Annotated in this window: 22 protein-coding genes; 15 read left to right on the forward strand and 7 right to left on the reverse strand. The window is 67.2% G+C overall.

All coding sequences use genetic code 11. From position 1 onward, the window contains the following. Nucleotides 1-41: 41 nt before the first annotated feature. The gene (pyrC, locus tag ACFPME_RS08165; protein WP_377303998.1) at nt 42-1,094 is read right to left on the reverse strand and encodes a dihydroorotase; all 1,053 of its coding nucleotides are present in this window, start codon (nt 1,092-1,094) and stop codon (nt 42-44) included. Nucleotides 1,095-1,414: 320 nt separating this feature from the next. Here pyrC and ACFPME_RS08170 point away from each other — a divergent pair, with 320 nt between their 5' ends. After that, the gene (locus ACFPME_RS08170; RefSeq protein ID WP_377304000.1) at nt 1,415-1,795 is read left to right on the forward strand and encodes a tautomerase family protein; all 381 of its coding nucleotides are present in this window, start codon (nt 1,415-1,417) and stop codon (nt 1,793-1,795) included. Nucleotides 1,796-2,272: 477 nt separating this feature from the next. Here ACFPME_RS08170 and hemB read toward each other — a convergent pair whose 3' ends face one another. Further along, the gene (gene hemB / locus ACFPME_RS08175; protein ID WP_377304002.1) at nt 2,273-3,265 is read right to left on the reverse strand and encodes a porphobilinogen synthase; all 993 of its coding nucleotides are present in this window, start codon (nt 3,263-3,265) and stop codon (nt 2,273-2,275) included. Between the two features lie 199 nt (nt 3,266-3,464). On the opposite strand from hemB, the gene glk reads away from it, so the two are divergent. The 4 genes from glk (at nt 3,465) to ACFPME_RS08195 (ending at nt 6,903) form a co-directional block, all read left to right on the forward strand. Then, complete coding sequence (glk, locus tag ACFPME_RS08180) at nt 3,465-4,481, forward strand: glucokinase (protein WP_377304004.1); 1,017 nt, start codon at nt 3,465-3,467, stop codon at nt 4,479-4,481. Between the two features lie 54 nt (nt 4,482-4,535). After that, nucleotides 4,536-5,771, forward strand: a complete 1,236-nt coding sequence (locus tag ACFPME_RS08185; RefSeq protein ID WP_377304006.1) for a hypothetical protein — start codon at nt 4,536-4,538, stop codon at nt 5,769-5,771. 22 nt (nt 5,772-5,793) lie between these two features. Continuing rightward, entirely contained in the window at nt 5,794-6,477 is a 684-nt protein-coding gene (locus ACFPME_RS08190; RefSeq protein WP_377304008.1) for an HAD family hydrolase, read from the forward strand. A gap of 102 nt (nt 6,478-6,579) precedes the next feature. Then, on the forward strand, nt 6,580-6,903 hold the full coding sequence (locus ACFPME_RS08195) for a hypothetical protein (protein WP_377304010.1): 324 nt from the start codon (nt 6,580-6,582) through the stop codon (nt 6,901-6,903). A 42-nt stretch (nt 6,904-6,945) separates the two neighbouring features. On the opposite strand, the gene ACFPME_RS08200 is transcribed toward ACFPME_RS08195, so the two are convergent. From ACFPME_RS08200 to secB, 3 genes are all read right to left on the reverse strand, one after another. Beyond that, nucleotides 6,946-9,963, reverse strand: coding sequence for a DEAD/DEAH box helicase (locus tag ACFPME_RS08200; protein ID WP_377304389.1), 3,018 nt, complete (start codon nt 9,961-9,963; stop codon nt 6,946-6,948). Nucleotides 9,964-10,071: 108 nt separating this feature from the next. Then, nucleotides 10,072-11,097, reverse strand: a complete 1,026-nt coding sequence (locus tag ACFPME_RS08205) for an NAD(P)H-dependent glycerol-3-phosphate dehydrogenase (RefSeq protein ID WP_377304012.1) — start codon at nt 11,095-11,097, stop codon at nt 10,072-10,074. Between the two features lie 7 nt (nt 11,098-11,104). Beyond that, nucleotides 11,105-11,623 carry a protein-export chaperone SecB gene (gene secB, locus ACFPME_RS08210; protein ID WP_377304014.1) on the reverse strand — a complete coding sequence of 173 codons (519 nt, stop codon included), beginning with the start codon at nt 11,621-11,623 and terminating at the stop codon, nt 11,105-11,107. A gap of 320 nt (nt 11,624-11,943) precedes the next feature. Here secB and rpmB point away from each other — a divergent pair, with 320 nt between their 5' ends. The 4 genes from rpmB (at nt 11,944) to ACFPME_RS08230 (ending at nt 13,457) form a co-directional block, all read left to right on the forward strand. After that, complete coding sequence (gene rpmB / locus ACFPME_RS08215; protein WP_072759006.1) at nt 11,944-12,180, forward strand: 50S ribosomal protein L28; 237 nt, start codon at nt 11,944-11,946, stop codon at nt 12,178-12,180. Nucleotides 12,181-12,190: 10 nt separating this feature from the next. Then, nucleotides 12,191-12,358: a 50S ribosomal protein L33 gene (rpmG, locus tag ACFPME_RS08220; RefSeq protein WP_072759007.1), complete on the forward strand. Its 168-nt coding sequence runs from the start codon at nt 12,191-12,193 to the stop codon at nt 12,356-12,358. A gap of 144 nt (nt 12,359-12,502) precedes the next feature. Continuing rightward, nucleotides 12,503-13,051 (forward strand): DUF4166 domain-containing protein, encoded by a 549-nt coding sequence (locus ACFPME_RS08225; protein ID WP_377304017.1) that lies wholly within the window; start codon nt 12,503-12,505, stop codon nt 13,049-13,051. Continuing rightward, the gene (locus ACFPME_RS08230; RefSeq protein ID WP_377304019.1) at nt 13,041-13,457 is read left to right on the forward strand and encodes a thiol-disulfide oxidoreductase DCC family protein; all 417 of its coding nucleotides are present in this window, start codon (nt 13,041-13,043) and stop codon (nt 13,455-13,457) included. Before ACFPME_RS08225 ends, ACFPME_RS08230 begins: the two co-directional genes overlap by 11 nt. Here the strand turns inward: ACFPME_RS08230 and ACFPME_RS08235 are convergent. Both ACFPME_RS08235 and ACFPME_RS08240 read right to left on the reverse strand, forming a co-directional pair. Further along, nucleotides 13,447-14,559 carry a saccharopine dehydrogenase family protein gene (locus tag ACFPME_RS08235; RefSeq protein ID WP_377304021.1) on the reverse strand — a complete coding sequence of 371 codons (1,113 nt, stop codon included), beginning with the start codon at nt 14,557-14,559 and terminating at the stop codon, nt 13,447-13,449. The two genes, ACFPME_RS08230 and ACFPME_RS08235, sit on opposite strands and share 11 nt — an antisense overlap. Before the next feature lie 82 nt (nt 14,560-14,641). Continuing rightward, the gene (locus tag ACFPME_RS08240; protein WP_377304023.1) at nt 14,642-15,835 is read right to left on the reverse strand and encodes a DesA family fatty acid desaturase; all 1,194 of its coding nucleotides are present in this window, start codon (nt 15,833-15,835) and stop codon (nt 14,642-14,644) included. 190 nt (nt 15,836-16,025) lie between these two features. Between ACFPME_RS08240 and ACFPME_RS08245 the strand changes: the two genes are divergently transcribed. The 6 genes from ACFPME_RS08245 to mutM all read left to right on the forward strand — a co-directional run bounded on the left by ACFPME_RS08245 (nt 16,026) and on the right by mutM (nt 21,733). Further along, nucleotides 16,026-16,772, forward strand: a complete 747-nt coding sequence (locus tag ACFPME_RS08245; RefSeq protein WP_377304025.1) for an ABC transporter ATP-binding protein — start codon at nt 16,026-16,028, stop codon at nt 16,770-16,772. Next, nucleotides 16,769-17,524, forward strand: coding sequence for an ABC transporter permease (locus ACFPME_RS08250; RefSeq protein ID WP_377304027.1), 756 nt, complete (start codon nt 16,769-16,771; stop codon nt 17,522-17,524). The genes ACFPME_RS08245 and ACFPME_RS08250 overlap by 4 nt, the downstream gene beginning before the upstream one ends. Then, complete coding sequence (locus ACFPME_RS08255) at nt 17,524-18,879, forward strand: GldG family protein (protein WP_377304029.1); 1,356 nt, start codon at nt 17,524-17,526, stop codon at nt 18,877-18,879. Before ACFPME_RS08250 ends, ACFPME_RS08255 begins: the two co-directional genes overlap by 1 nt. A gap of 3 nt (nt 18,880-18,882) precedes the next feature. After that, nucleotides 18,883-19,374: a hypothetical protein gene (locus tag ACFPME_RS08260; protein WP_377304031.1), complete on the forward strand. Its 492-nt coding sequence runs from the start codon at nt 18,883-18,885 to the stop codon at nt 19,372-19,374. Nucleotides 19,375-19,489: 115 nt separating this feature from the next. Further along, on the forward strand, nt 19,490-20,899 hold the full coding sequence (gene gndA, locus ACFPME_RS08265) for an NADP-dependent phosphogluconate dehydrogenase (protein ID WP_377304033.1): 1,410 nt from the start codon (nt 19,490-19,492) through the stop codon (nt 20,897-20,899). 6 nt (nt 20,900-20,905) lie between these two features. After that, complete coding sequence (gene mutM, locus ACFPME_RS08270; protein ID WP_377304035.1) at nt 20,906-21,733, forward strand: bifunctional DNA-formamidopyrimidine glycosylase/DNA-(apurinic or apyrimidinic site) lyase; 828 nt, start codon at nt 20,906-20,908, stop codon at nt 21,731-21,733. Nucleotides 21,734-21,943: the final 210 nt, after the last annotated feature.

Here is a 21,943-nt window from a genome sequence, read left to right on the forward strand (position 1 = left end):
GTCTTGCGACGCATGCGTCGGAAGACCTGGCTCCAGCCAAATCAGGGCGACGCCGTTTCCACGAGCGACCACGCAATGGACTCGCCAGCGCGCATCGGTTTGCAGGTGGATCCGGCCAACGGGTATTCGTCCGGCACGATCCACGGCATGCGTTCGAGCGCGACGCGTTCCTGGTTGCGCGGCAAGCGATAGAAGTCCGGGCCATGAAAGCTGGCAAACGCTTCCAGCCGATCCAGCCGGCCGACCTGATCGAAAGCCTCGGCATACAGTTCCAGCGCCGCATGCGCCGTATAGAGCCCCGCGCATCCGCAGGCTGTTTCCTTCGCCTCGCGGGCATGCGGTGCGCTGTCCGTGCCGAGGAAGAAATGCGCGTCGCCGCTGGTGGCTGCCTGCAGCAACGCCGCGCGGTGCGCCTCCCGCTTGAGGATCGGCGCACAATAATTGTGCGGGCGGATGCCGCCCTCGAACAGCGCGTTGCGGTTGAGCAGCAGATGGTGCGCGGTGATCGTGGCCGCCATGTTGGCTGGCGCCCCACGCACGAACTCGACCGCGTCGAGGGTGGTGATGTGTTCCAGCACCATGCGCAGCGCCGGAAACCGCTCACGCAGCGGCATCAGGTGGCGCTCGATGAATACGCGCTCGCGGTCGAAGATGTCGATGTCCGGATCGGTGACCTCGCCATGCAGCAGCAGCGGCAGTTCGTGCTTCTGCATCGCTTCGAGCACGGCATGCACGCGCGACAGCTCGCGCACACCCGAGTCGGAATTGGTGGTGGCCCCGGCCGGGTAGTACTTCACGGCAAACACGCTGTCGCTCGCCGCGGCGCGGACAATTTCCTCGACCGGCGTGTTCTCGGTGAGGTAGAGCGTCATCAGCGGCTGGAAGCGCGAGCCTGCCGGCAGGCTTGCCATGATCCGTCGCCGATAATCCTCGGCCTGCGCCACCGTGGTCACCGGCGGCTTCAGGTTCGGCATCACGATGGCACGCGCGAAGCGCTCGGCGGTATGGCCGATCACCGAGGCCAGCGCATCCCCATCGCGAAGATGCAGGTGCCAGTCGTCGGGGCGGGTGATTTCTATGCGCTTGGGGGGCATGGCTGGCGAACTCGGGCTTGCGGTCGGAGATGACAATGGTATCGCGCGAGCGTGGCTGGGGCCTTCGCTGCATCCCATCATGCTAAATAGCAGAGCTTTCACCCTCCTTCGGAGGGCGAGGTACTTCTCTTTTGCTTGTCCAAAAGAGAAGTACCCAAGAGAAAACGACACCCCGGGCGCCGCAGGCGCACGAAAGCTCTTGCTTCTGCGACGCATGTCGGGCCACATCACGATATCGCGAGCGTCGACTTCGGCAGGCTGGCGTTGGAGTTCGCACCGCTCACCCCATCTACCGTGCTTCATCCTCGTGGAGAATCCCCATGCCACTGGTTCGCATCTCGCTCCGCCGCGGCAAGTCGTCCGCCCACATCGCCGCCCTGCGCAACGGCATCTACCAGGCCATGCGCGAAAGCTTCAACGTGCCGGAGGACGACCGCTTCATCCTGGTCAGCCAGCACGACGCCGACGAGTTCGACTACGACCCGAACTATCTCGGTATCGCCCGCAACGACGATTTGGTGATCGTGCAGATCACCTGCAACAGCGGCCGCACGGTGGAACAGAAACAGGCGTTGTATCGACGTATCGCCGAGAATTTTTCCGTCGATCCGGGTCTAAGGCCCGAAGACGTGTTCATCAATCTTGTCGAAGTGGCGAAGGAGAACTGGTCGTTCGGCAATGGGATTGCGCAGTACGCATGAAGCGCATGCTCATCTGCCAGCGGATAACCACTTCCGACTACAAACGGACTTCAAATCACAGCCACGTATTTAAGGGCTCTTGGTCGAATCAAAGATCACTTCGCCTTTTGCAAAAAAAAATTGCAAGCATGGCGACGACGAACAAGAGGCCGCCGACTGCGCTCCCACATCTGCTTGGAGACCTCGGAACAAGTGCCATGAGAGCAGACAAAATAATGAGCGTTTCGGATGTACCCATTAACGGCGGAGGCGCCGCCATTCATATAGTTCACAATCCACGATGAGACAAAATTCAGCCCGGCAAGAACCACTGTGACGCCAACGATCCACTTCGCGCGCTTTGACTGACAACGAATGGTAAAGCTAGTCACAAATCCGGAAGGCATCTTGTCACCCATGGTGATTTAAATCTTCGCGGAGCCAATTTTTAGAGTAGCTATGCCGGGTCGAAAGCAGCCATAACAAAGCTGACCTCCCCTACTCCCCGCGCAACCATCGCGCCGCATCGATCGCATAGTAAGTAAGAATCGCATCCGCCCCCGCCCGCTTCATCGAAGTCAGCGACTCCAGCACCACGGCCTTCTCGTCCAGCCAGCCATTCTGCGACGCCGCCTTCAGCATCGCGTACTCACCGCTGACCTGATAGACGAAGGTCGGCACGCCGAAGGTGTCCTTCACCCGGCGCACGATGTCCAGGTACGGCAGGCCCGGCTTCACCATCACCGCATCGGCGCCTTCGGAGATGTCCAGCTCGACTTCGTGCAGCGCCTCGTCGCTGTTGCCCACATCCATCTGGTAGGTGTGCTTGTTGCCCTTGCCGAGGTTGGCCGCCGAACCGACCGCGTCGCGGAACGGGCCGTAGAACGCGGAGGCGTACTTAGCCGAGTAGGCGAGGATGCGGGTGTGGATGTGGCCGGCGTCTTCCAGCGCGTCGCGGATGGCGCCGATGCGGCCGTCCATCATGTCCGACGGCGCCACGAAATCCATGCCGGCTGCGGCCTGGGCCAGCGACATCCTGATCAGGGCTTCGACGGTGGGCTCGTTCATCACGTAGCCGTCGTCGTCGATCAGGCCGTCCTGGCCATGGGTGGTGTACGGGTCCAGCGCCACGTCGCCGATCAGGCCCAGCTCGGGATACTTCGCCTTCAGCGCGCGGGTGGCGCGGTGCATCAGGTTGTCGGGATTCCAGGCCTCGGCGGCATCGAGCGACTTCACGTCGGCACCGGGCGAGGGGAACAGCGCCAGTGCCGGGATGCCCAGGCGCACGCATTCGCCGGCCAGCTTCAGCAGCTCGTCGACCGACAGCCGGTCCACGCCCGGCATCGACGGCACCGGCTCGCGCCGGCCTTCGCCCTCGATCACGAACGCGACCATGATCAGGTCGCTCGGAAGCAAGGTGTGCTCGCGCATCAGCGCGCGGGAGAAGGCGTCGCGGCGCATGCGGCGCATGCGGGTGGCGGGAAAGCTCATGGCGGAATCTCGTGGGGCGATATCCGGACATTTTACGCCGCTGCATGCCGTGCCCGTCGCGGCCGGACACTTTGCCACGGTTCGGCGGCAGGCCAGCCCGCGGATACCGCGGCACATTCCACGCCGTACGGACGGCAAAACACTGGACTAACCGCTGTTACGTCGGCAGGCTTGGCGCTTCACGTCGCCAGGAAGTTACATGAGCCAGTCCAGCAGCGCCCCCACCTTGCTCGTCGATCTCGGTGGCACCAATGTCCGTTTCGGAGTGGCCGATCCGGCGCGCGACAAGCCGTTGCTCGGCGACAGCATCCGCCGCTATCGCGTGGCCGAGCACGAGTCGCTGGTCTCGACCGCGAAGCAGTATCTCGCCGATACCGGCCTGAAGGTGCACCGCGCCATCGTGGCCGCCGCGGGGCGCATCGTCGATGGCGAAACGGTCAAGGTCACCAACAACCCCTGGGCGATTTCGGCGCAGCAGACCGCCAGCGCGCTCGGCCTGGAATACGTGCACCTGGTCAACGATTTCGCAGCGCAGAGCATGGCGGTGACCCTGCTGCAGGGCGACGACCTGGTCGACGTAGGCAAACTGGCGCGACCGATCATCGGCGCCGAGGACGAGCAGACCTTCGCCATTGTCGGCCCGGGTACCGGCCTGGGTGTCGGCGGACTGCTCGTGCGGGGCGGACATTGCAGCGTGCTGCAGACCGAAGGCGGGCACGCCGGCTTCGCCGCCCATACGCCGGAAGACATCGCCATCCTCGGCTATCTCAACCACAAGTACGGGCGCGTCTCCAACGAACGGCTGATCTGCGGCCAGGGCCTGGTCAACCTGTACGACGCGATCTGCCATATCGTCGACGCCCAGCCGGACGACCTCAAGCCCGAGGACATCACCGCCCGCGCCAAGGACGACAGCTGCCCGCTGTGCACGCGCACGGTGGAAACCTTCGCCGGCATCTTCGGCAGCGTCGCCGGCGACCTGGTGCTCACGCTCGGCGCGTGGGATGGCGTCTACCTCACCGGCGGGCTGATCCCGATCCTGCTGCCGTGGCTGGAACGCGGCCGTTTCCGTGAACGCTTCGAAGCCAAGGGCCGCTTCCGCGACATCATGGAGAAGGTACCGACCCAGGCGATCATGAATCCCGAGCCGGGCCTGCTGGGTGCGGCGGCACTGGCGGTCCTGGAATCGGGGCGCTCGTTGTTGCCCTCGCGCTAGCCCGCTGACGCAACGGGCCGGCGCGGATCCTTTCGATGGAATGCGGGGAACGCTATGCCGTACACCACCATTGGCCGCCTGCTGTTCCTGCTGGCGCTGGCGCCGCCGCTGGCGGCATGGGCGGCGTCAGCGCCCGATGACGGCGTCACCCGCAACGCAACGCTGGCCATGCCGGCCAAGCCGATCACCTCGCGCGCGGAGCTGGATGCCTACCTGCGCGACACGCCGCCGGCAAACTCGCCGCTGAGCTGGCTCACGCCCGGCGCCAGGCGCCGCTTCCTCGACAGCCTGGTGTACGGCGAGCACGGCCTGGGCGGCATGAACCTTGGCGACCTGCGCTACGCGCTCACCCGCGAGCAGGCGTATACCTTGCTGCGCCTGTTCGGCGCGCAAGACTACGCCGTCGACCTGGATGCGCTGACCACGCCGCGCCCGGCCACGCATGATGACGCAAGCACGCTGGAAGCCGCCTACGATCGCCTGCTGGCCGCCGCCGAACACGCCGAGGGCGGCGCACAGGGACAAGCCATCTCGCGCAGCTACGCTGCCGACTTCGCGCCTGCGCAGACCGACGCACGACGCCATGCACTCGGCGACCGCGACGCGGAGTTCCTGTTCCGCGCGGCGACGCTGGCGTTCAACACCACCAGCCAGCAGGTCTACCTCACCGACCTGCGCCGCGACTTCGCCGAACTGGAGCGTCGCCACCGCGTCGACCGCCCGCACGCCAGCGACTTCCACGACGCCCTGCTCGTCGCGCACCGCGACGACGAGGCTCGCGCCCTGCTCGCCGCCTATCCCGTGGTCGAGCGCAGCCCGCCGCCGTTGATGCGTTCCTTCAGCCGCATCCGCAACGGCCAGCCCAGTCTGTGGGTGGTCACGCCCGGCACGCGCAAGCGCGAACTGGTGCGTTTCCGCTTCAATATCCGCGCCCCGGCGCAGGTGATCGTGCTGGCCTCGACCGGCTGCCATTTCTCCGCGAAGGCCGCGCGCGACATCGAGACCGATCCGCTGCTGCGCGACCTGTTCCGCGAGTACGGGCAATGGGTGGCTCCGCCCAGCGAGGTCACCGCCTTCGATGCCGTGCGCGAGTGGAACGAGGCGCATCCCGCACTGCGGCTCGGCATCGCCTACGACAACGCTGCGCTGCCGATGGTCGAGCGCGTCGAGACCCCGGTGTTCTACTTCCTCGACCACGGCACGGTCGTCGACACCGTGGTCGGCTGGCCGCCCGGCGGCAATCTCGACGCGATCCGGCGCGGCCTGCGCAAGATCGATCTGCTGCGCTGACGCAGCTTCCACGGAGAAGCCCATGCCCCGCCACGACACCGCCTTCCTGTTCGATCTCGACGGCACCCTCGTCGACAGCGTCTACCAGCACGTGCTGGCCTGGAAGGAGGCGCTGGATCGTGAAGGCGTGGAGCTGGCGGTGTGGCGCATCCACCGCAAGATCGGCATGAGCGGCGGCCTGTTTACGAACATCCTGTTGCGCGAAACCGGGCTGGAAATCAGCCCTGAACGCCTCGCGCGACTGGGCCAGTGGCATGCGGACGCGTTCAATCGGCTGCACGCCCAAGGCTCGGTGCGGCCGTTGCCGGGCGCGCGCGAACTGCTGGATTACCTGACCGAGCAGGATATTCCCTGGGCCATCGCCACCAGCGGACGCATGCAGACGGCCGCGGCCAATCTGGAAGCGCTGGGCGTCGATCCCTCGAAGGTCGCCGTGGTGACGCGCGACCAGGTGCGCCACGCCAAGCCGGACCCCGACCTGTTTCTCGCCGCCGCCGCACGGCTGGGCGTGGACATCCATCAATCGCTGGTGATCGGCGACAGCGTGTGGGACATGCTCGCGGCGCAGCGGGCGCGGGCGCTCGGCGTCGGCGTGCTGTGCGGCGGCTACGGCCGGGCCGAGCTGGAGCAGTCTGGCGCCTTCCGCGTCTATGACGATCCGGCCGACCTGCTGCGTCACATCGACGAGGTCGCCGCACGCGACTGAGCAGGCTCGTACTCCGCGCTGCAGCGGCGGCCGCACGAAAAATTAATCCCCCCCATTCGCGCAAGCGCTAGGCTTGATGAACCTCTCGTCCAGGAGCCCTCAATGCGCCGACTCGTCGCCAGCCTGCCACTCGCCTTGCTGCTCGCCGCATGCTCGCCCACCCCGGCGCCGCCGCAGCCCGCCACCGGCCAGGCCGCTCCCGCCGACGCCACGCTGGGCTCGGCGCAATGGTATGCGTGGGTCGATCAATCGTTGGGTATCGACGACAGCCAGGGCCACGACCCCGAACGCGGATCGCCCGCATGGAACCAGCTGGTGCAGCGCAAGCTGGGCCAGGAAGCACCGCAATCGAAACCCGGCTCGCCGGAGTGGCAGCAGTCGGTGGACGCACTGCTGCGCACGCGGGTAACCGCGCCATCGCCCTGAGCGACGCGTCGTTGCCGCGGGATGATCCGGCGCGGGCCGGCGTCAGCCCGGCGCCAGCAAGCTGTCCAGATCGACCTGATCGAAGCTGAGCTTCTGGCGGCTGCCGCCGCCTTCGAGTACCGCTGCCGCCAGTTCGGCCTTGCGCGCCTTGAGCTCCTCGATGCGCTCCTCCACCGTGCCGGAGGTGATCAGGCGGAACACGAACACCGGCTTGTCCTGGCCGATGCGGTGGGCGCGGTCACTGGCCTGCGCCTCGGCGGCGGGATTCCACCACGGATCGTAGTGGATCACGGTATCGGCGGCAGTGAGGTTGAGGCCGACGCCACCGGCCTTCAGCGAGAGCAGGAACAAGGGCACTTCGCCGTTCTGGAACCGCTGCACCGGCTCGGCCCGATCGCGCGTCTCGCCGGTGAGGGTCACGTAGCGGATGCGGCGGCGATCGAGTTCGGCGGCGATCAGCTTGAGCATGCCGGTGAACTGCGAGAACAGCAGTACCTTGCGGCCTTCATCGAGCAGCGCCGGCAGCATGTCCATCAGCAGTTCGAACTTGGCCGACTCGTGCACGCCGCGCGCCACCTCGAGTTTCACCAGCCGCGGATCGCAGCAGACCTGGCGCAGCTTGAGCAGCGCGTCGAGCACCACGATGCCGGAATGGGCAATACCGCGCTGGGCGATCACCTCGCGCAACTCCTCGGCCAGCGACAGGCGCAGGCCTTCGTACAGTTCGCGCTGACGGCCTTCCAGCACCACGCGGCGGGTGATCTCGGTCTTCGGCGGCAATTCCTTCGCCACCTGCGCCTTGGTGCGGCGCAGGATGAACGGCGCGAGGCGCAGGTTCAGTCGCTGCTGGCATTCCTCGTCGTGCTGTTTCTCGATCGGCACGCGGTAGTAACGGCGGAACGCGCCTTCATCACCGAGCAGGCCGGGCACGGAGAGATCGATCTGTGACCACAGCTCGCCCAGGTGGTTTTCCAGCGGCGTGCCGGTGAGGCAGACGTAACGCAGCGTGCGCAGGCTGAGCAGCGCGCGGCGGGCCTGCGTGCGGGGGTTCTTCACCTGTTGCGCCTCGTCCAGCACGATCAGCGCGAACTGCTGCTTTCTCAAGGTGACCACGTCGCGCGGCAACAACGCGTAGCTGGTCAGCACGATGTCCTGCGCGCCGAGCTGGGCAAACTCCTCGGCGCGTTGCGGGCCGTGCAGGGTCAGCACCTGAAGCATCGGCGCAAAGCGGGCAATCTCCGATTGCCAGTTCGGGATCAGGCTGGTCGGCACCACGATCAGCGCCGGCTGGGTCAGCGCGCCGCCCTGCTTCAGCGACAGCAGATGGGTGATCAGCTGCAGCGTCTTGCCCAGGCCCATGTCGTCGGCCAGCACGCCGCCGACGCCGGCTTCGGCCAGCGCGTTCAACCAGCGCAGGCCTTCGCGTTGATACGGCCGCAACTCGACGGTCAGGCCATCCGGCACCACGTCGCTGGCGCGTTCGGCGGCGTCGCGCAGGCGCGCGGCGAAGCCGAGCAGCGGTTCGGCCGCTTCCAGGGTGCTGCCGCCGGGCATGGCTGCCGCCAGCTCCTCCAGTCGACCGGCCTGTACCCGCGGCAGGTGGAGTGTCTTGCGGGGCTTCTCCAGGTATTCGGCCAGCGGCGCCAGCAAGCCGCGCAGTTCCTTCAGGCGCACTGGCACGCGCCGACGCGCATCGACCGGCGCATACCACACGGCGTCTTCCGGTTCGTTCGGCGCCGGGCTGAGGTTCAACTGATGCTCGGCCAGCGCCTGCACCACGGCCGGCAGCAGGTTGTGCCGCTGGCCGTCCAGCTCGATGCCGATTTCCAGATCGAAGGCGTGGTCGTCATGGTCTTCCACCGCCTGGCCGTACCAGCGCACCGGGCCTTCCAGCACTTCGAACGGAAAGCTCGGCGCGTACTCGACCTGGAAATTTTCCGTTTCGAGTTTCGGTCGCAGTGCCAGCCAGCGCGCGGGCGTATTGACCTCCAGCGCGCCGGCGTAGCCGGTGCCGGGAAACAGCCATGCGTCCTCGGGCAGGGTTTCGGCGACGTCCCACGGCAAGCCTTCGGTGTCCACGCCAGGCGTGAGGCCGGCGCGTTCGAGCTGCTCCATCGCGGTGAGTTCTTCGGCGCGGCGGCGGGTGATCTCGACCAGTTGGCCGTTGCGCACGCGCCGCACCAGAGGTTCGCCGCCGCGCCCGGGCAGGCGTTCGCCGGCGTAGTCGAAAGCGAGCCGTGCATAGCCCAGCGGCGGCGTGCCGGCGGCCAGCCGGGCGTGCCGGGTCAGCGCGTGCAGGGTCAGCACGGGCTTGGGCGCGAGTTCGGAGCGACGCACCTCGCCGAACACCTGTGGCAGGGGTACTCGCGTGGCCAGCCGGCTGCCCGGCAGACGGCTGCGCAGGCGGCGTCCGTGCTCGTGCTTCAGCGGCGGCAGTTCCAGCCAGCGGGTTTCCTCGGCATCGGCGTCGAACGGCCCGATCGTGACGCGCTCGGCATCGAGATACCACAGGCCATCGATGCGCAACAGGCGCTGGCTATGTGGCATCAACGGCAGCAGGCGCTGGCTGCCGTCAAGCTCCATCTGCCAATGCCAGTTGAGCTGATGCGACTTGCCGCGCGACAACCGCAGCCCGGCCAGGCCTCCGAGGAAACACGGGGCAGTGTCGAGGATCTCGGCCAGCAAGGTGTCGCCGACATGGCCACTGAGCCGCGCGTAGCTGCGGCCCTTGCGCACGCCCTGCGGCAAACCCAGCATCGTTGCGGCGAGTCGTTGTTCATGGGGTTGCAGTGGCGACTGCGCCAGATGCCGGCTGTCCAGCGGCACCGGCCGTGCATAGCGGCCGTGCTCGGCCACCGCCAGCAACACCGGCGCCACGTCGAGCCGCGCGAACGCAGCGCCCTCTTCGGGGATCACTTCCAGAAAGAACCCGAGCACGGCGTGGTCGTCGACCGCCGCCGGCTTGGGCGCGGCGAGCAAGCGTCGCCAGGCCAGCGGCAGACTTTCCTCCTCGCCGGAGGGCGGCGTGACGTCGCGCTGTTTCTCGTCCGGTTGCTGCATGCGCATGCGATCCGTGGCGACAACCAAAACACTGAGCTTAGCAGCGCCGGAGCGGCTTGCGACGCCGCCGCGCAGATGGGTTTGTGAAGCTCGCGCAACCGGCTTGATTCAGGCGTTGCCGAACAACCCTCGCGGATATTCCGGCTTCTGCTCGCGCGCCATCAGGGCCTTCAGTCCATCCGCCGGGGTAACCTCGCCGTGCAGCACCGCGCGCACGCCGGCACTGATCGGCAGATCGAGTCCGTGCTTGTCGGCCAGCCGCGCCACCTCGTCGGCGGTGAGCACGCTCTCCACCACCTGGCCGATCTGCCGCAACGCTTCGTCGATGGCGACGCCACGGCCGAGCGCCAGCCCGAGCCGGCGGTTGCGCGACAGGTCGCCGGTGCAGGTCAGCACCAGGTCGCCGAGGCCGGACAGGCCGATCAGCGTTTCCGGCCGCGCACCCAGCGCCACGCCCAGGCGCAGCATCTCGTTCATGCCCCGGGTGATCAGGCCGGCGCGCGCGTTCAGGCCCAGCTCCATGCCGTCGGCAATGCCGGTGGCAACGGCCAGCACGTTCTTCATCGCGCCGCCGAGTTCGGCGCCGAGCACGTCACTGCCGGAGTAAGCGCGCAGGTTCGGCGCGTGCAGCAGGCTGGCCAGCTGCTGGGCAAACGCCTCGTTGTCCGAATGCACGGTGACCGCACTGGGAAGGCCGGCGGCGACTTCCTTCGCGAACGACGGCCCGGTGACCACCGCCGCTGCGCGACCGGGCAGCCGTTCGGCCACCAGTTCGTGCAGGAAGCGGCCGGTGCCGGGCTCGAAGCCCTTGGTCGCCCACGCTATCGCGGTGCCTGCGTCGAGCAACGGCGCCAGTTCCTCCAGCATCGCGGCAAACGCGTGGCTGGGCACCACGATCAACACGATGGTGGCGCCGCGCACGGCGCTGCCCAGATCCGGTTCGTAGACCAGCTCGGCGGGCAGTTCGATGTCGGGCAGATAGCGCTGGTTGCAATGGCTTGCGGCCATCGCCGCAAGCGCCGCGGCATCGCGACCCCACAGTCGGGTCGGCACGCCGTTGCGCGTGCTCAGCGCCGCCAGCGCCGTGCCCCAGGAACCGGCACCGAGGACGGTCAGCGTCGGGTTGTCAGGCATGGCCGGCTCAGCTGTTGAGCGTGACCGGAGCCTCGTCGCCGCCACCCATCGCGCGGCGCTGCTGTTCGGCGAACAGTGCATCAAAATTGATCGGCTGCAGCAGGAACGGCGGGAAGCCGCCTTCCAGCACCAGCGACGAGATCACCTGGCGCGCGTACGGAAACAGCAGGTTCGGGCAATAGCTGCCGATGATCCCAGCGTGGTCCATCTCGTTGAAGCCGGCGATGCCGAACAGGCCGGCCTGCTCCACTTCAGCCAGATAGGCGGTGCGCTGGCCGATCGTGCAGGTCAAGGTGAGGCTGAGCACCACTTCATACATGTCGTTGCCCAGATCGGTGGCCTTCTGGCCCAGGTTCAGCTGCACCTGCGGCTGATCCTTCTCGCCGATGTCCTGGAAGATCTGCGGCGCGTTCGGCGCCTCGAAGGAAACGTCCTTCACATAGATCTTCTGCAGCATCAACTGCGGCTGACCGGCCTGGCCGTTGCCCTGGCCGTTGCCCTGGTCGTTGGTGATCTCTTGTGCCATCGGGAGTTCCTCGCGTCCGGGACGCAGCAGATAAAGAGGACGATTGTTCCATACATCCCCGCAGCACGCACGCCAGCCACTGCCCGGACGGACGGCAAAGATTGCGCACTGCGTTGTTTTTCTGCGAGAATGCGCGGCTCGCCTCTATCGACCCGGTGTTTCCGGGCGGTCCGCCACGCGGTACGGACCCAACGACATGCGCTGCAACAACCTCCAGCATCGCGTGGCGCACAGCGCCGCTGGGCCGATGTCACCCTGGCTAACGGGTGTTAACCGACTTTCAAGGCCACGGCTTCTGAAGTCATTCAACGGAGGTCCTCATGGCCCGTGTATGTCAAGTTACCGGTAAAGGTGTGCAGAGCGGCAACAACGTCTCGCACGCCAACAACCGTACCCGTCGTCGCTGGTTGCCGAACCTGCATGAGCGTCGTTTCTGGGTGGCCAGCGAGAATCGCTGGATCAAGCTGCGTGTATCCAACAACGCCTTGCGCACGATCGACAAGAATGGCATCGAAGCCGTGATTGCCGAAATGCGTGCCCGCGGCGACAAGGTCTGAGGAATAAATCATGGCTAACAAGACCCAAGACAAGATCCGCATGATCTCCTCGGCCGGCACCGGCCACTTCTACACCACGCAGAAGAACAAGAAGAACACGCCGGAAAAGTTCGAGTTCAAGAAGTACGATCCGGTCGTGCGCAAGCATGTGATCTACAAGGAAGGCAAGATCAAGTGACCAGCGGCCCACGCGCGCAGCGCGTGGCATGCCGTTGGCCATCCCGGCGAAAGCCTGGATCGAACGCCTCGAGAAAACCCGCCTTCGTGGCGGGTTTTTTTTTGCCTGCTTGCCGGAACGACGACCGCCCCGCATCATCGCCGGATGAGCATCGCCCTGTTCCCCGACCTGCTCGGCGACGAGACCTGGCAGTGTCTGCCGCCTGCCGTGCAGGCGATGCACGGATCCGCGCCGCGGCTGCATGCGAGCGGCATGGCCGACGTCGCCGGCAATAGCCGTCTGCCCGCACGCTGGTTGCGCCGGCTGCTCGGCCTGCCGTCGCCCGGAGCCGCGCAGGCGCTGGCGCTGACCATCGAACGCCGCGGCTCACGTGAGCTGTGGACGCGCCGCTTCGCCAACCGATGCATGCAGTCCGTGCTCGATCGCCGTACCGGTTCCGCATTGCTGTACGAGCGGCTGGGTCCGGCCACGCTGGGCTTCGCGCTATGCCGCGACGGCGACGCGATCGACTGGCAGCTGCGCAGCCTGCATGTGCTCGGCCTGCCATTGCCGCGCGCGTTGCACGGCAAGGTGCTGTCGCGCAGCGGCATCCGCGACGGCCGCTACCACTTCAGCGTCGACGTGCGTCTGCCATTGCTGGGGCAGCTGATCGGCTACCAGGGCTGGCTGGAGCCGCTGCCGGATGGCCGCTGAATCCACCGCACCGGTGATCGTGTTCGACGGCGTCTGCCTGCTGTGCAGCCGCTGGGTGCGTTTCCTGCTGAAACACGATCGGGCGGCGCGCTACCACTTCGCCTCGATGCAATCGGCCAGCGGCCGCGCCCTGCTGCTCGCGCACGGACTGGACCCGGATTCGCCGCTGTCCTTCCTGCTGGTGGAAGGCGGCCGCGGTTACACCGACAGCGACGCGATCGCCCAGGTGCTGCACGGCCTGGGCGCGCGCCGCTGGCGCTGGCTGGGCCGCGCAATGCGGCTGGTGCCGCGCTGGCTGCGCGACCCGATGTACCGCTTTGTCGCCCGCCATCGCTACCGCATCTTCGGGCAAAGCCGCGCCTGTTTCCTGCCCGCGCCGGAGCAGCGCGCACGCTTCATGCCGTAAGCACGTCCAGCTGCGTGCCGACCGCGAAATTATCGAGCGCGGCCAGGGCCTCATCCAGCGTGAACAGGCCCATGCACGGCATCGCGCCCTGCGCGGACAACACGCCTTCGGCAAGCTTGCGCGCCAACACCACCGCCGGCGTGGCGGGAATCTGCGGGCCATCCCCCGCCGCCGCACTCAGCGACCAGCGCAAGCGCAGCGGCTTGCCCTGCATGTCGCGGCCGGCCAACTCCACCACCATGCCGCCCACGTCGCTGCCGGCGCCGATAAACCATTCGCTGACCCGGCGCAAGCGCGGCGCCTGTCGCGCCAGATCGCGGATCAGGCCCAGCCGTACCAGCCACGCCGCGGCCAGCGTGCCGAAGTGCAAGCGGCGCAGTTCCAGCCCGGCGCGGAACGCCACCCCGCGCACACCGGGATAGCGCGGCGGAAACAGTTCAAGATCCGGCACGTCGCACAGGCCGACCCAACGCCGGCCAAACGGAAACGCCTGCCGGCGCGTCGACATCCAGCCATGGCCGCGCTGCCAGCGGCCGTCGCGCCACAGCCGCAGCGGGCGACCGCAATAGCCGAGGATCGCCGCTACCGTGGCATCGCCGCGCGGCGTGCGGTTGCCCGGGCTGATCGCATGTTCGATGGTTTCCAGCGCACGGAACCGCGGCAGCAAGGCATCCACCACCGCACTGCTGAACGCCGGTACCGTGGATGCACCACTGACCAGCAGCCGACCGGCCGCTCTCGCCTGGCCGTCCAGACGTCCGATTCCGCCGACGAAATCACGGCCGTCGGCGAGATCGACATAGTCGCTGCCGCAGGCAAGGCAGGCCTCGGCCACCCGATAGTCCTGCGCCTGGAACGGACCGGCGGCGTGGATCACCAGTTGCGGCCGCAGCGCCGCCAACGCCTCGGCCAGCCCGGTCGCGGCCACGTCGAGTGTGGCCAGCCGCACTGACGGATCACCCAGGCTTTCGCGGAGCGCCGCCAGGCTTGCCAGCCGCCGCCCGGCAAGCGTCAGCCGAAAGCGCGGATCGCCGGCCAGCTGGCGGGCAATGCGCGAACCGAATACGCCGCTGGCACCGATCAGCAGTACGCGCAGGCTCACCTACTTCCCCAGTCATTCAGGTCCCGGAAAACAAAACCCGCCATCGGCGGGTTCTGCTGGTGCTTGGACTGTCGCCGCGACGTCAGGCAGTCGCTACGGTGTAGCCCTTCAGCCGCTGCGCGAAATCCTGCAGGGCGCGAATGCCGCTTTCCTCCGCCTCATGGATCCACTGCTGCAGGCCCTTCAGCGCCTGCTCCGCGCCACGCTGCTCCATCAATGCCGCAAGACGGTTACGGAAATCGCACACGGTGCGCAGCGTGGGACGCTTGGCCAACACGGCCTGCATGCGTTCACGGCCTTCGTTGTCGAGCCAGCGACCGCCGTCGGCCATCGCCAGGCGGATGCGCCGCGGCATCGACTTCAGGCTTTCGCCGGCATGCTGTGCCTCGTCGCTGAGCGTCGGGATGATCACGCCGCGGTAGTAGTCGGTCATCGCCTGGAAGCGATGGGTGAGCACTGCCTTCAGCGTATCGGCGTCAGGCAGGCGCACGTTGGGACGCACGTCCAGCGACGGCGCCACGCGCAGCACCTTGGCCAGGCCGACCGCGCGCAGGCCACAGATCGCCGCCCAGCCGATGTCGAACTCCCACTTGCGCAGCGCGAACTTGGCCGAGCTGGGGAAGGCGTGATGATTGTTGTGCAGCTCCTCACCGCCGATCCAGAAGCCCCACGGGATCAGGTTGCGCGCGGTGTCGGCGCTTTCGAAGTTGCGGTAGCCGGCCCAGTGGCCGATGCCGTTGACGAAACCGGCGGCCCAGAACGGGATCCAGATCATCTGCACCGCCCACAGCGCCGCGCCGATCACGCCGAACAGCGCGATGCTGATGAACAGCATCAGGGTCGGGCCCCAATACGGATGCGCGCCATAGACCTTGTGCTCGACCCAGTCGTCCGGCGTGCCCCGGCCGTACTGCGCCATGTCCTGCTTCGACTCGCAGGCATCGCGGTACAACGAGACACCATCCCAGAACACCTTCTTGATGCCGTAGATCATCGGGCTGTGCGGGTCTTCCTCGGTCTCCACCTTGGCGTGGTGCTTGCGATGCACCGCCACCCACTCGCGGGTGACCATGCCGGTGGTCAGCCAGCCCCAGAAACGAAAGAAGTGCGCCAGCACCGGGTGGAAATCCACCCCGCGATGGGTCTGGCTGCGATGCAGGTACAGCGTCACCGTGAAGATGGTGAGCTGGGTCACCACCAGCATGTAGACCACGATCTGCCCCCAGCTTGCGCTGGTGACACCGTTGTTCAGAAAGTTGAGTACTGCATCGAGCATGGAAAGCACCGGATGGGAAACGGATGAAGTCTAATCGAGGGGTTTCCATACCCGCCAGCATGGCTGGCCCACAATACTAACAGGCCGTCAAGAGGGGAGCTGATCGCATGACAGTTCGCGGCGCCAGCGATCGCCTGTTGTTTAACAATGGGGGCGCCGTGACAATCAGGCAATGACCTTGCCAAATCCCATGAATGCCGAGCCCATACTGCAGCTGGACCAGCTGAGCCGTCGCCGCGCCGGCCGACCGGCCGTGCAGAATCTGAGCCTCCACTTGGCGTCTGGCCAGGTGCTGGGCCTGCTGGGCGTCAACGGCGCCGGCAAATCGACCACCTTGTCGATGATCGCCGGGGCGCTGCGGCCGGACAGCGGCAGCATCAGACTGAACGGCACCGATTTCCTGGAGCACCCGGAACTGGCGCGCCAGCTGATCGGCTGGTTGCCGGAACGTGCCCCGCTGTGGCCGGAACTGACCGTGAGCGAGCACCTGGTTGCGCATGGTCGGCTGCGCGGCCTGCATGGCGTCGCACTCAAGCAGGCGCGCGAGGCGATCATCGAGCGGCTGGAACTGCAGCCGCTGGCGCGCCGTCTGGCCGGCGTGCTGTCGCAGGGCCAGCGCCAGCGCCTCGGGCTCGCCTGCGCACTGCTGCATCGACCGGCGCTGCTGGTGCTGGACGAGCCGGCCAACGCGCTCGATCCCGTGCAGGTCGCCGCCCTGCGCACGCTGATCCGCGCAGAAGCCGCCGCTGGCACCGCGGTGATCCTGTCCACTCATCTGCTGGCCGAAGTCACCGCCGTCTGCGATCGTGTAGCGATCCTGCATGAAGGCACGCTGCGCCACGATGGCGTGGTGCAGGCCGACGATCATGCGGCACTGGAAAGAACTTTCTTCCAGGTCGCGATGCAGGGCGCCCCTCAACCGGCGCGGGCCGCATGAGCGTGCTGGCGGTGGCACGACTGGAATGGCGCCGGTTGCTGGTGCGTCCGCTGGCCTGGGTGCTGGCGGCGCTGACCCTGGTGTGGCTGGCGTGGAACTTCACCTTGCTGCTGGGCGGTTTCCTCGCCGGGCAGATCCAGAACGCCGCGCGGGCCGACGGTCCTGGTTTCACCGATCTGGTCGGCGTGCCGCTGCTGGGCCAGCTGGCCCAGCTGGCGTTTCTGGTGGTGCCGCTGCTGAGCATGTCGGTGATCGCCGGTGACCGTCGCAACGGCACACTGCCGCTGCTGTTCGCCGCCGGCGTGCCGGCCTCCCGCATCGTGCTGGGCAAGTATCTGGCCGTACTGGCCTGGCTGCTGCTGTGGTTGGTGTTGACGCTGGCGATGCCGCTGGCGCTCGCGCATGCCACCCATCTGGATTGGGGCAAGCTGGCCGCCGCCACGCTGGGCATGGCGCTGATGCTGGCGTCCCTGGCTGCGCTGGGCGTGGCCTGCTCGGCCTTCGCCTCGCATCCGGCGATCGCTGCGGCGGTCGCCCTGATCCTTGCGCTGGCGCTGTGGAGCGTGAACCTCGGTGCGCAGATGGCGGGCATCAACGGCGGCGCCATCAACTGGCTGGCCATGAGCACCCATCTGCAACCCTTGCTGCGCGGACTGGTGTCGAGCATCGACGTCGTATGGTTCGGGCTGGTGATCGCGCTGGCGCTGGCGTTGGCCACGCGCCGGCTTGGCGCCGACAGGGAGCGTGGCTGATGGGCCATCTATTCAGACGTCTGGACGGCTGGTTGTTCGCGCTGCTGCTGATACTCGCGGCCGCGGCGATCGGTTACCTCAGCACGCGCTACGCGCATCAGGCCGACTGGACCGCGAACGGCCGCACCAGCCTGTCGGCGGAAAGCCGCGCGGTGCTGGCCAGGTTCGACGGCCCGGTGGAAATCGTCAGCTACGCGAACCCGCAGGGCGACCTGCGCCAGACCGTGGCCGGTTTCCTGCAACGCTACCAGGCGGTGAAGAGCGACCTCACGCTGCGCTTCGTCGACCCCCAGCTGGACCCGGCGAAGATGCGCGAGCTGGGCATCACCGTCGACGGCGCGCTGATCCTGCATTACAAGGATCGCGAGCAGCGGCTGGACGAGTTGTCCGAGCGCAGCCTCACCAATGCGCTGGAACGGCTGCTACGCGGCGGCGACCGCATCGTCGCCTTCGTCACCGGCGACGGCGAGCGCCGCGCCGATGGCCAGGCGAATGCCGACCTCGGCACCTTCATCGGCCAGCTCGAAGCGCGCGGCATGCGCGCGGTGCCGCTGAACTTCGCCCAGGTCAGCGCGGTGCCCGAGCACACCGACCTGGTGGTGCTGGCCAGCCCCAGCCTGGCGCTGGCGACGGGCGCGGTACAGGCGTTGACCGGCTACGTGCAGAACGGCGGCAACCTGCTGTGGCTGACCGAGCCGGCGAACGACGACCTCGGCCTCAAGCCGCTGGCCGACGCGCTGGGCGTGCATGTGCTGCCGGGCGTGCTGGTCGACGGCAGCGGCACGGCGCTGGGCCTGCACGACCCGCGCATGATCGCGCTGGGCGATTACCAGCCGCAGGCGATCACGCAGGGCTTTGCGCTGACCACGCTGTTCCCGCAGGTATCGGCGCTGGCGCAGACAGCCACCTCCGGCTGGACGGCCACACCGTTCCTGCGCTCGGGCGTGCAAAGCTGGACCGAGTTCCAGCCGATCGACAACAGCAAACCGTCCGACATCCGCTTCGACGCCGCCGCGGGTGAATTGAAGGGGCCGCTCGATTTCGGCTATGCGCTGAGCCGCCTGTCGCCCAGCCCGGACAAGAGCGAGCAGCGCGCGGTGGTGATCGGCGACGGCGACTTCCTCTCCAACACCTTCCTCGGCAACGGTGGCAACCGCGCGCTGGGCGAACGCGTGTTCGACTGGCTGCTGGGCGACGACAAACTGGTCGATCTGCCGCCGCGCGGCGCCCCGGATCGCCTGCTGCAGATTTCGCAGGCCGAGCTGAACATGCTGAGTGTCGGCTTCCTGGTGGCGCTGCCGCTGCTGCTGTTGCTGATCGGCGGCCTGATCGTCTGGCGCCGGCGCCGGCACTGAACGATGAAACGAGCAACCTCTCGGCGCCTGCTTCTGCTGCTCGCCGTGCTGGCGCTGCTGGTGCTGGCCGGCTGGCAACTGCAGCGCGACGCGCGCGATGCAGCCGGTCCGCTCACATCGCTGGATCCGGCTGGCATTACGCGCATCTCGGTCGCCCTGCCTGGCACTCCCGTCATGCATTACGAGCGGCGTGACGGCCACTGGTGGCGTACCGATGGCGCTCCGGCCCGCGCCAACGACGCGCGGCTAAGCGACCTGGCCGACACCGCCGCGGCGCATGTACTGAGCTGGCGACCGGCCGGTGATTTCGATCCCGCGAAAATCGGGCTGGCACCACCGAAGGCCGTGCTCGGTCTGGACGGCCAGATGCTGGAGTTCGGCGAAAGCTCGGTCACCGGGCCGCAGCGCTACGTGCGCGTCGGTCGGCGGGTGGCCCTGGTGTCGTCGCGCTACATGCCGCGATCGCCGGCCACCCGGACTACCGAGCTGCACTGACTTCGGGGTCTGCGAACGATGGCGCCGTCATCACGCCCGGACGCGTATCCAGCATCCTGGATGGCATCTCCCGTCCTCATCGGTCTAGCATGGTTGCTCCCGGGAGTGGATCAAGATGAGTCAGCAAGCGATCGGCGTGGTCGGCATGGCCGTGATGGGCAAGAACCTCGCACTCAACATCGAAAGCCGCGGTCACGCGGTGTCGATCTTCAACCGCAGCAGGGCGAGGACCGACGAGGTCATCGCCGAGCATGGCGACAAGCGCCTGGTTCCCGCCTACACGCTGCAGGAGTTCGTCGATTCGCTGGAGAAGCCGCGCCGCATCCTGCTGATGGTGAAGGCTGGCGAACCGACCGACGACACGATCGAACAGCTCAAGCCGCTGCTCGACAAGGGCGACATCCTGATCGACGGTGGCAACACGAATTTCAAGGACACCATCCGGCGCAATCAGGAACTGGCAAGGATCGGCCTGCATTTCATCGGCACGGGAGTTTCCGGCGGCGAGGAGGGTGCCCTGCATGGGCCATCGATCATGCCCGGCGGCCCGCGCGACGCATATGACCTGGTGGCGCCGATCCTTGCCGAGATCGCTGCCCGCGCAGAAGACGGCACCCCGTGCGTGGCCTACATGGGCCCGGACGGCGCCGGTCACTACGTGAAGATGGTCCACAACGGCATCGAGTACGGCGACATGCAGCTGATCGCCGAAAGCTACGCCGTGCTCAAGCAGGTGCTGGGCCTGTCCAACAGCGAGCTGGCGAGCGTCTACAGCGACTGGAACACGGGGGAACTGGACAGCTACCTGATCGGAATCACGGCGAAGATCTTCAGCAAGAAGGATGAGAAGACCAATAGGGATCTGGTCGACGTCATTCTCGATCGCGCGGCGCAGAAGGGCACCGGCAAGTGGACCTGCCAGAGCGCCCTCGACCTCGGCGTGCCGTTGCCGCTGATCACGGAGTCGGTGTTCGCCCGCATGCTGTCTTCGCTGAAGGACGAACGCGTCGCCGCCAGCAAGCAGCTGGCCGGCCCCCGGCCAAAGGCGTTCGGTGGAGAACGCGATGCCTTCATCATCGCGGTAGGCCGCGCGCTGTACCTCAGCAAGATCGTGTCCTATGCGCAAGGCTTCGCCCAGCTGCGCGCGGCCTCCGGCGAATACGGCTGGGCCCTGGACTACGGCACCATTGCGCAGATATGGCGCGGCGGCTGCATCATCCGCGCGCGCTTCCTGCAGAACATCACCGACGCCTACGCCGGAGACAGCTCGCTGGCCAACCTGCTGCTGGCGCCGTACTTCCGCGGCATCGCCGCCGAGTATCAGTCGGCGTTGCGCGACGTCGTCAGCGCGGCCATCGCAGCCGGCGTTGCGGTGCCGTGCTTCTCCTCGGCCATCGCCTACTACGACGGTTACCGCAGCGAACGCCTGCCGGCCAACCTGCTGCAGGCCCAGCGCGATTTCTTCGGCGCCCATACTTTCGAGCGGATCGACGAGAAGGGCAGCTTCCACGAGGCATGGAACTGAGCCCGCGTGCCTGAACTGCCCGAAGTCGAAACCACCCGCCGCGGCATCGCGCCGTATCTGATCGGCCGGCGTGTGACCGGTGTGATCCTGCGCCGGCCCGACCTGCGCTGGCCGATTCCGCCGGAGATCGGTGCACTGTTGCCGGGACAGCGCATCGACGCGGTGGAACGTCGCGCGAAATATCTGCTGCTGCATACCGAAGCCGGCAGCGCGCTGCTGCACCTGGGCATGTCCGGCGTGCTGCGCGTGCTGCCGCCGGATGCGCCGGTGGGCAAGCACGATCATGTCGATATCGCGCTGGAACGCACGAGCACGCAGGCACCACGCATCCTGCGCTTCACCGATCCGCGCCGCTTCGGCTGCCTGCTGTGGCAGCCACCGGGCGAGACCCACGAACTGCTGGCGAAACTGGGCCCCGAACCGCTGACCGACGCGTTCGGCGGCGACCTGCTGTGGCGGCTGTCGCGCGGCCGCACGGCGGCGGTGAAGCTTTTCCTGATGGACAACGCGGTCGTGGTCGGCGTGGGCAACATCTACGCCAGCGAAGCGCTGTTCGCCGCCGGCATCGACCCGCGTCGTGCGGCCGGCGCCGTCGCGCGCGAACGCTACGTGCGGCTCGCCGGCGAAGTGAAGCGCATCCTGGCGTGGGCGATCGAACGCGGCGGCACCACCTTGCGCGATTTCCTCAGTCCCGATGGCCTGCCCGGCTACTTCTTCCGCGAGTTGAACGTATACGGCCGCGCAGGCGAACCCTGCCGCGTGTGCGGCACGCCGGTCCGCCAGGCCGTCCTGGGCCAGCGCTCGACGTTCTGGTGTCCACACTGCCAGCGCTGAAGCGGTGCCGGAATTTGCCATCCATCGTTTCCGCACGGAAACAGACTGACTTCATGTCGGCGGCTAGCCAAGTCGCCATGTGCGCCTAACATGGTTGCCATGAATCGCGATGCTGAGCGAACCGGGCAATCAGGCGAGAGCTCCCGACCGGCCATCCGGTAGAAGCCGGCCCGATGCCGACTGTTTCCTGAAACGCCCGTTCCCGCGCCG

The organism is Rhodanobacter umsongensis (assembly GCF_042654965.1).
Lineage (GTDB): Bacteria > Pseudomonadota > Gammaproteobacteria > Xanthomonadales > Rhodanobacteraceae > Rhodanobacter > Rhodanobacter umsongensis.

What these genes read in the sequence shown, in the direction of transcription:
- rpmB (WP_072759006.1), top strand. Translation starts at nt 11,944, where the DNA reads ATGGCCCGTGTATGTCAAGTTACCGGTAAAGGTGTGCAGAGCGGCAAC.
- ACFPME_RS08170 (WP_377304000.1), top strand. Translation starts at nt 1,415, where the DNA reads ATGCCACTGGTTCGCATCTCGCTCCGCCGCGGCAAGTCGTCCGCCCAC.
- pyrC (WP_377303998.1), bottom strand. Translation starts at nt 1,094, where the DNA reads ATGCCCCCCAAGCGCATAGAAATCACCCGCCCCGACGACTGGCACCTG.
- secB (WP_377304014.1), bottom strand. Translation starts at nt 11,623, where the DNA reads ATGGCACAAGAGATCACCAACGACCAGGGCAACGGCCAGGGCAACGGC.
- ACFPME_RS08245 (WP_377304025.1), top strand. Translation starts at nt 16,026, where the DNA reads ATGAATGCCGAGCCCATACTGCAGCTGGACCAGCTGAGCCGTCGCCGC.
- ACFPME_RS08190 (WP_377304008.1), top strand. Translation starts at nt 5,794, where the DNA reads ATGCCCCGCCACGACACCGCCTTCCTGTTCGATCTCGACGGCACCCTC.
- ACFPME_RS08250 (WP_377304027.1), top strand. Translation starts at nt 16,769, where the DNA reads ATGAGCGTGCTGGCGGTGGCACGACTGGAATGGCGCCGGTTGCTGGTG.
- ACFPME_RS08225 (WP_377304017.1), top strand. Translation starts at nt 12,503, where the DNA reads ATGAGCATCGCCCTGTTCCCCGACCTGCTCGGCGACGAGACCTGGCAG.
- ACFPME_RS08195 (WP_377304010.1), top strand. Translation starts at nt 6,580, where the DNA reads ATGCGCCGACTCGTCGCCAGCCTGCCACTCGCCTTGCTGCTCGCCGCA.
- rpmG (WP_072759007.1), top strand. Translation starts at nt 12,191, where the DNA reads ATGGCTAACAAGACCCAAGACAAGATCCGCATGATCTCCTCGGCCGGC.
- ACFPME_RS08230 (WP_377304019.1), top strand. Translation starts at nt 13,041, where the DNA reads ATGGCCGCTGAATCCACCGCACCGGTGATCGTGTTCGACGGCGTCTGC.
- glk (WP_377304004.1), top strand. Translation starts at nt 3,465, where the DNA reads ATGAGCCAGTCCAGCAGCGCCCCCACCTTGCTCGTCGATCTCGGTGGC.
- ACFPME_RS08260 (WP_377304031.1), top strand. Translation starts at nt 18,883, where the DNA reads ATGAAACGAGCAACCTCTCGGCGCCTGCTTCTGCTGCTCGCCGTGCTG.
- gndA (WP_377304033.1), top strand. Translation starts at nt 19,490, where the DNA reads ATGAGTCAGCAAGCGATCGGCGTGGTCGGCATGGCCGTGATGGGCAAG.
- hemB (WP_377304002.1), bottom strand. Translation starts at nt 3,265, where the DNA reads ATGAGCTTTCCCGCCACCCGCATGCGCCGCATGCGCCGCGACGCCTTC.
- ACFPME_RS08185 (WP_377304006.1), top strand. Translation starts at nt 4,536, where the DNA reads ATGCCGTACACCACCATTGGCCGCCTGCTGTTCCTGCTGGCGCTGGCG.
- ACFPME_RS08200 (WP_377304389.1), bottom strand. Translation starts at nt 9,963, where the DNA reads ATGCAGCAACCGGACGAGAAACAGCGCGACGTCACGCCGCCCTCCGGC.
- ACFPME_RS08205 (WP_377304012.1), bottom strand. Translation starts at nt 11,097, where the DNA reads ATGCCTGACAACCCGACGCTGACCGTCCTCGGTGCCGGTTCCTGGGGC.
- ACFPME_RS08240 (WP_377304023.1), bottom strand. Translation starts at nt 15,835, where the DNA reads ATGCTCGATGCAGTACTCAACTTTCTGAACAACGGTGTCACCAGCGCA.
- ACFPME_RS08255 (WP_377304029.1), top strand. Translation starts at nt 17,524, where the DNA reads ATGGGCCATCTATTCAGACGTCTGGACGGCTGGTTGTTCGCGCTGCTG.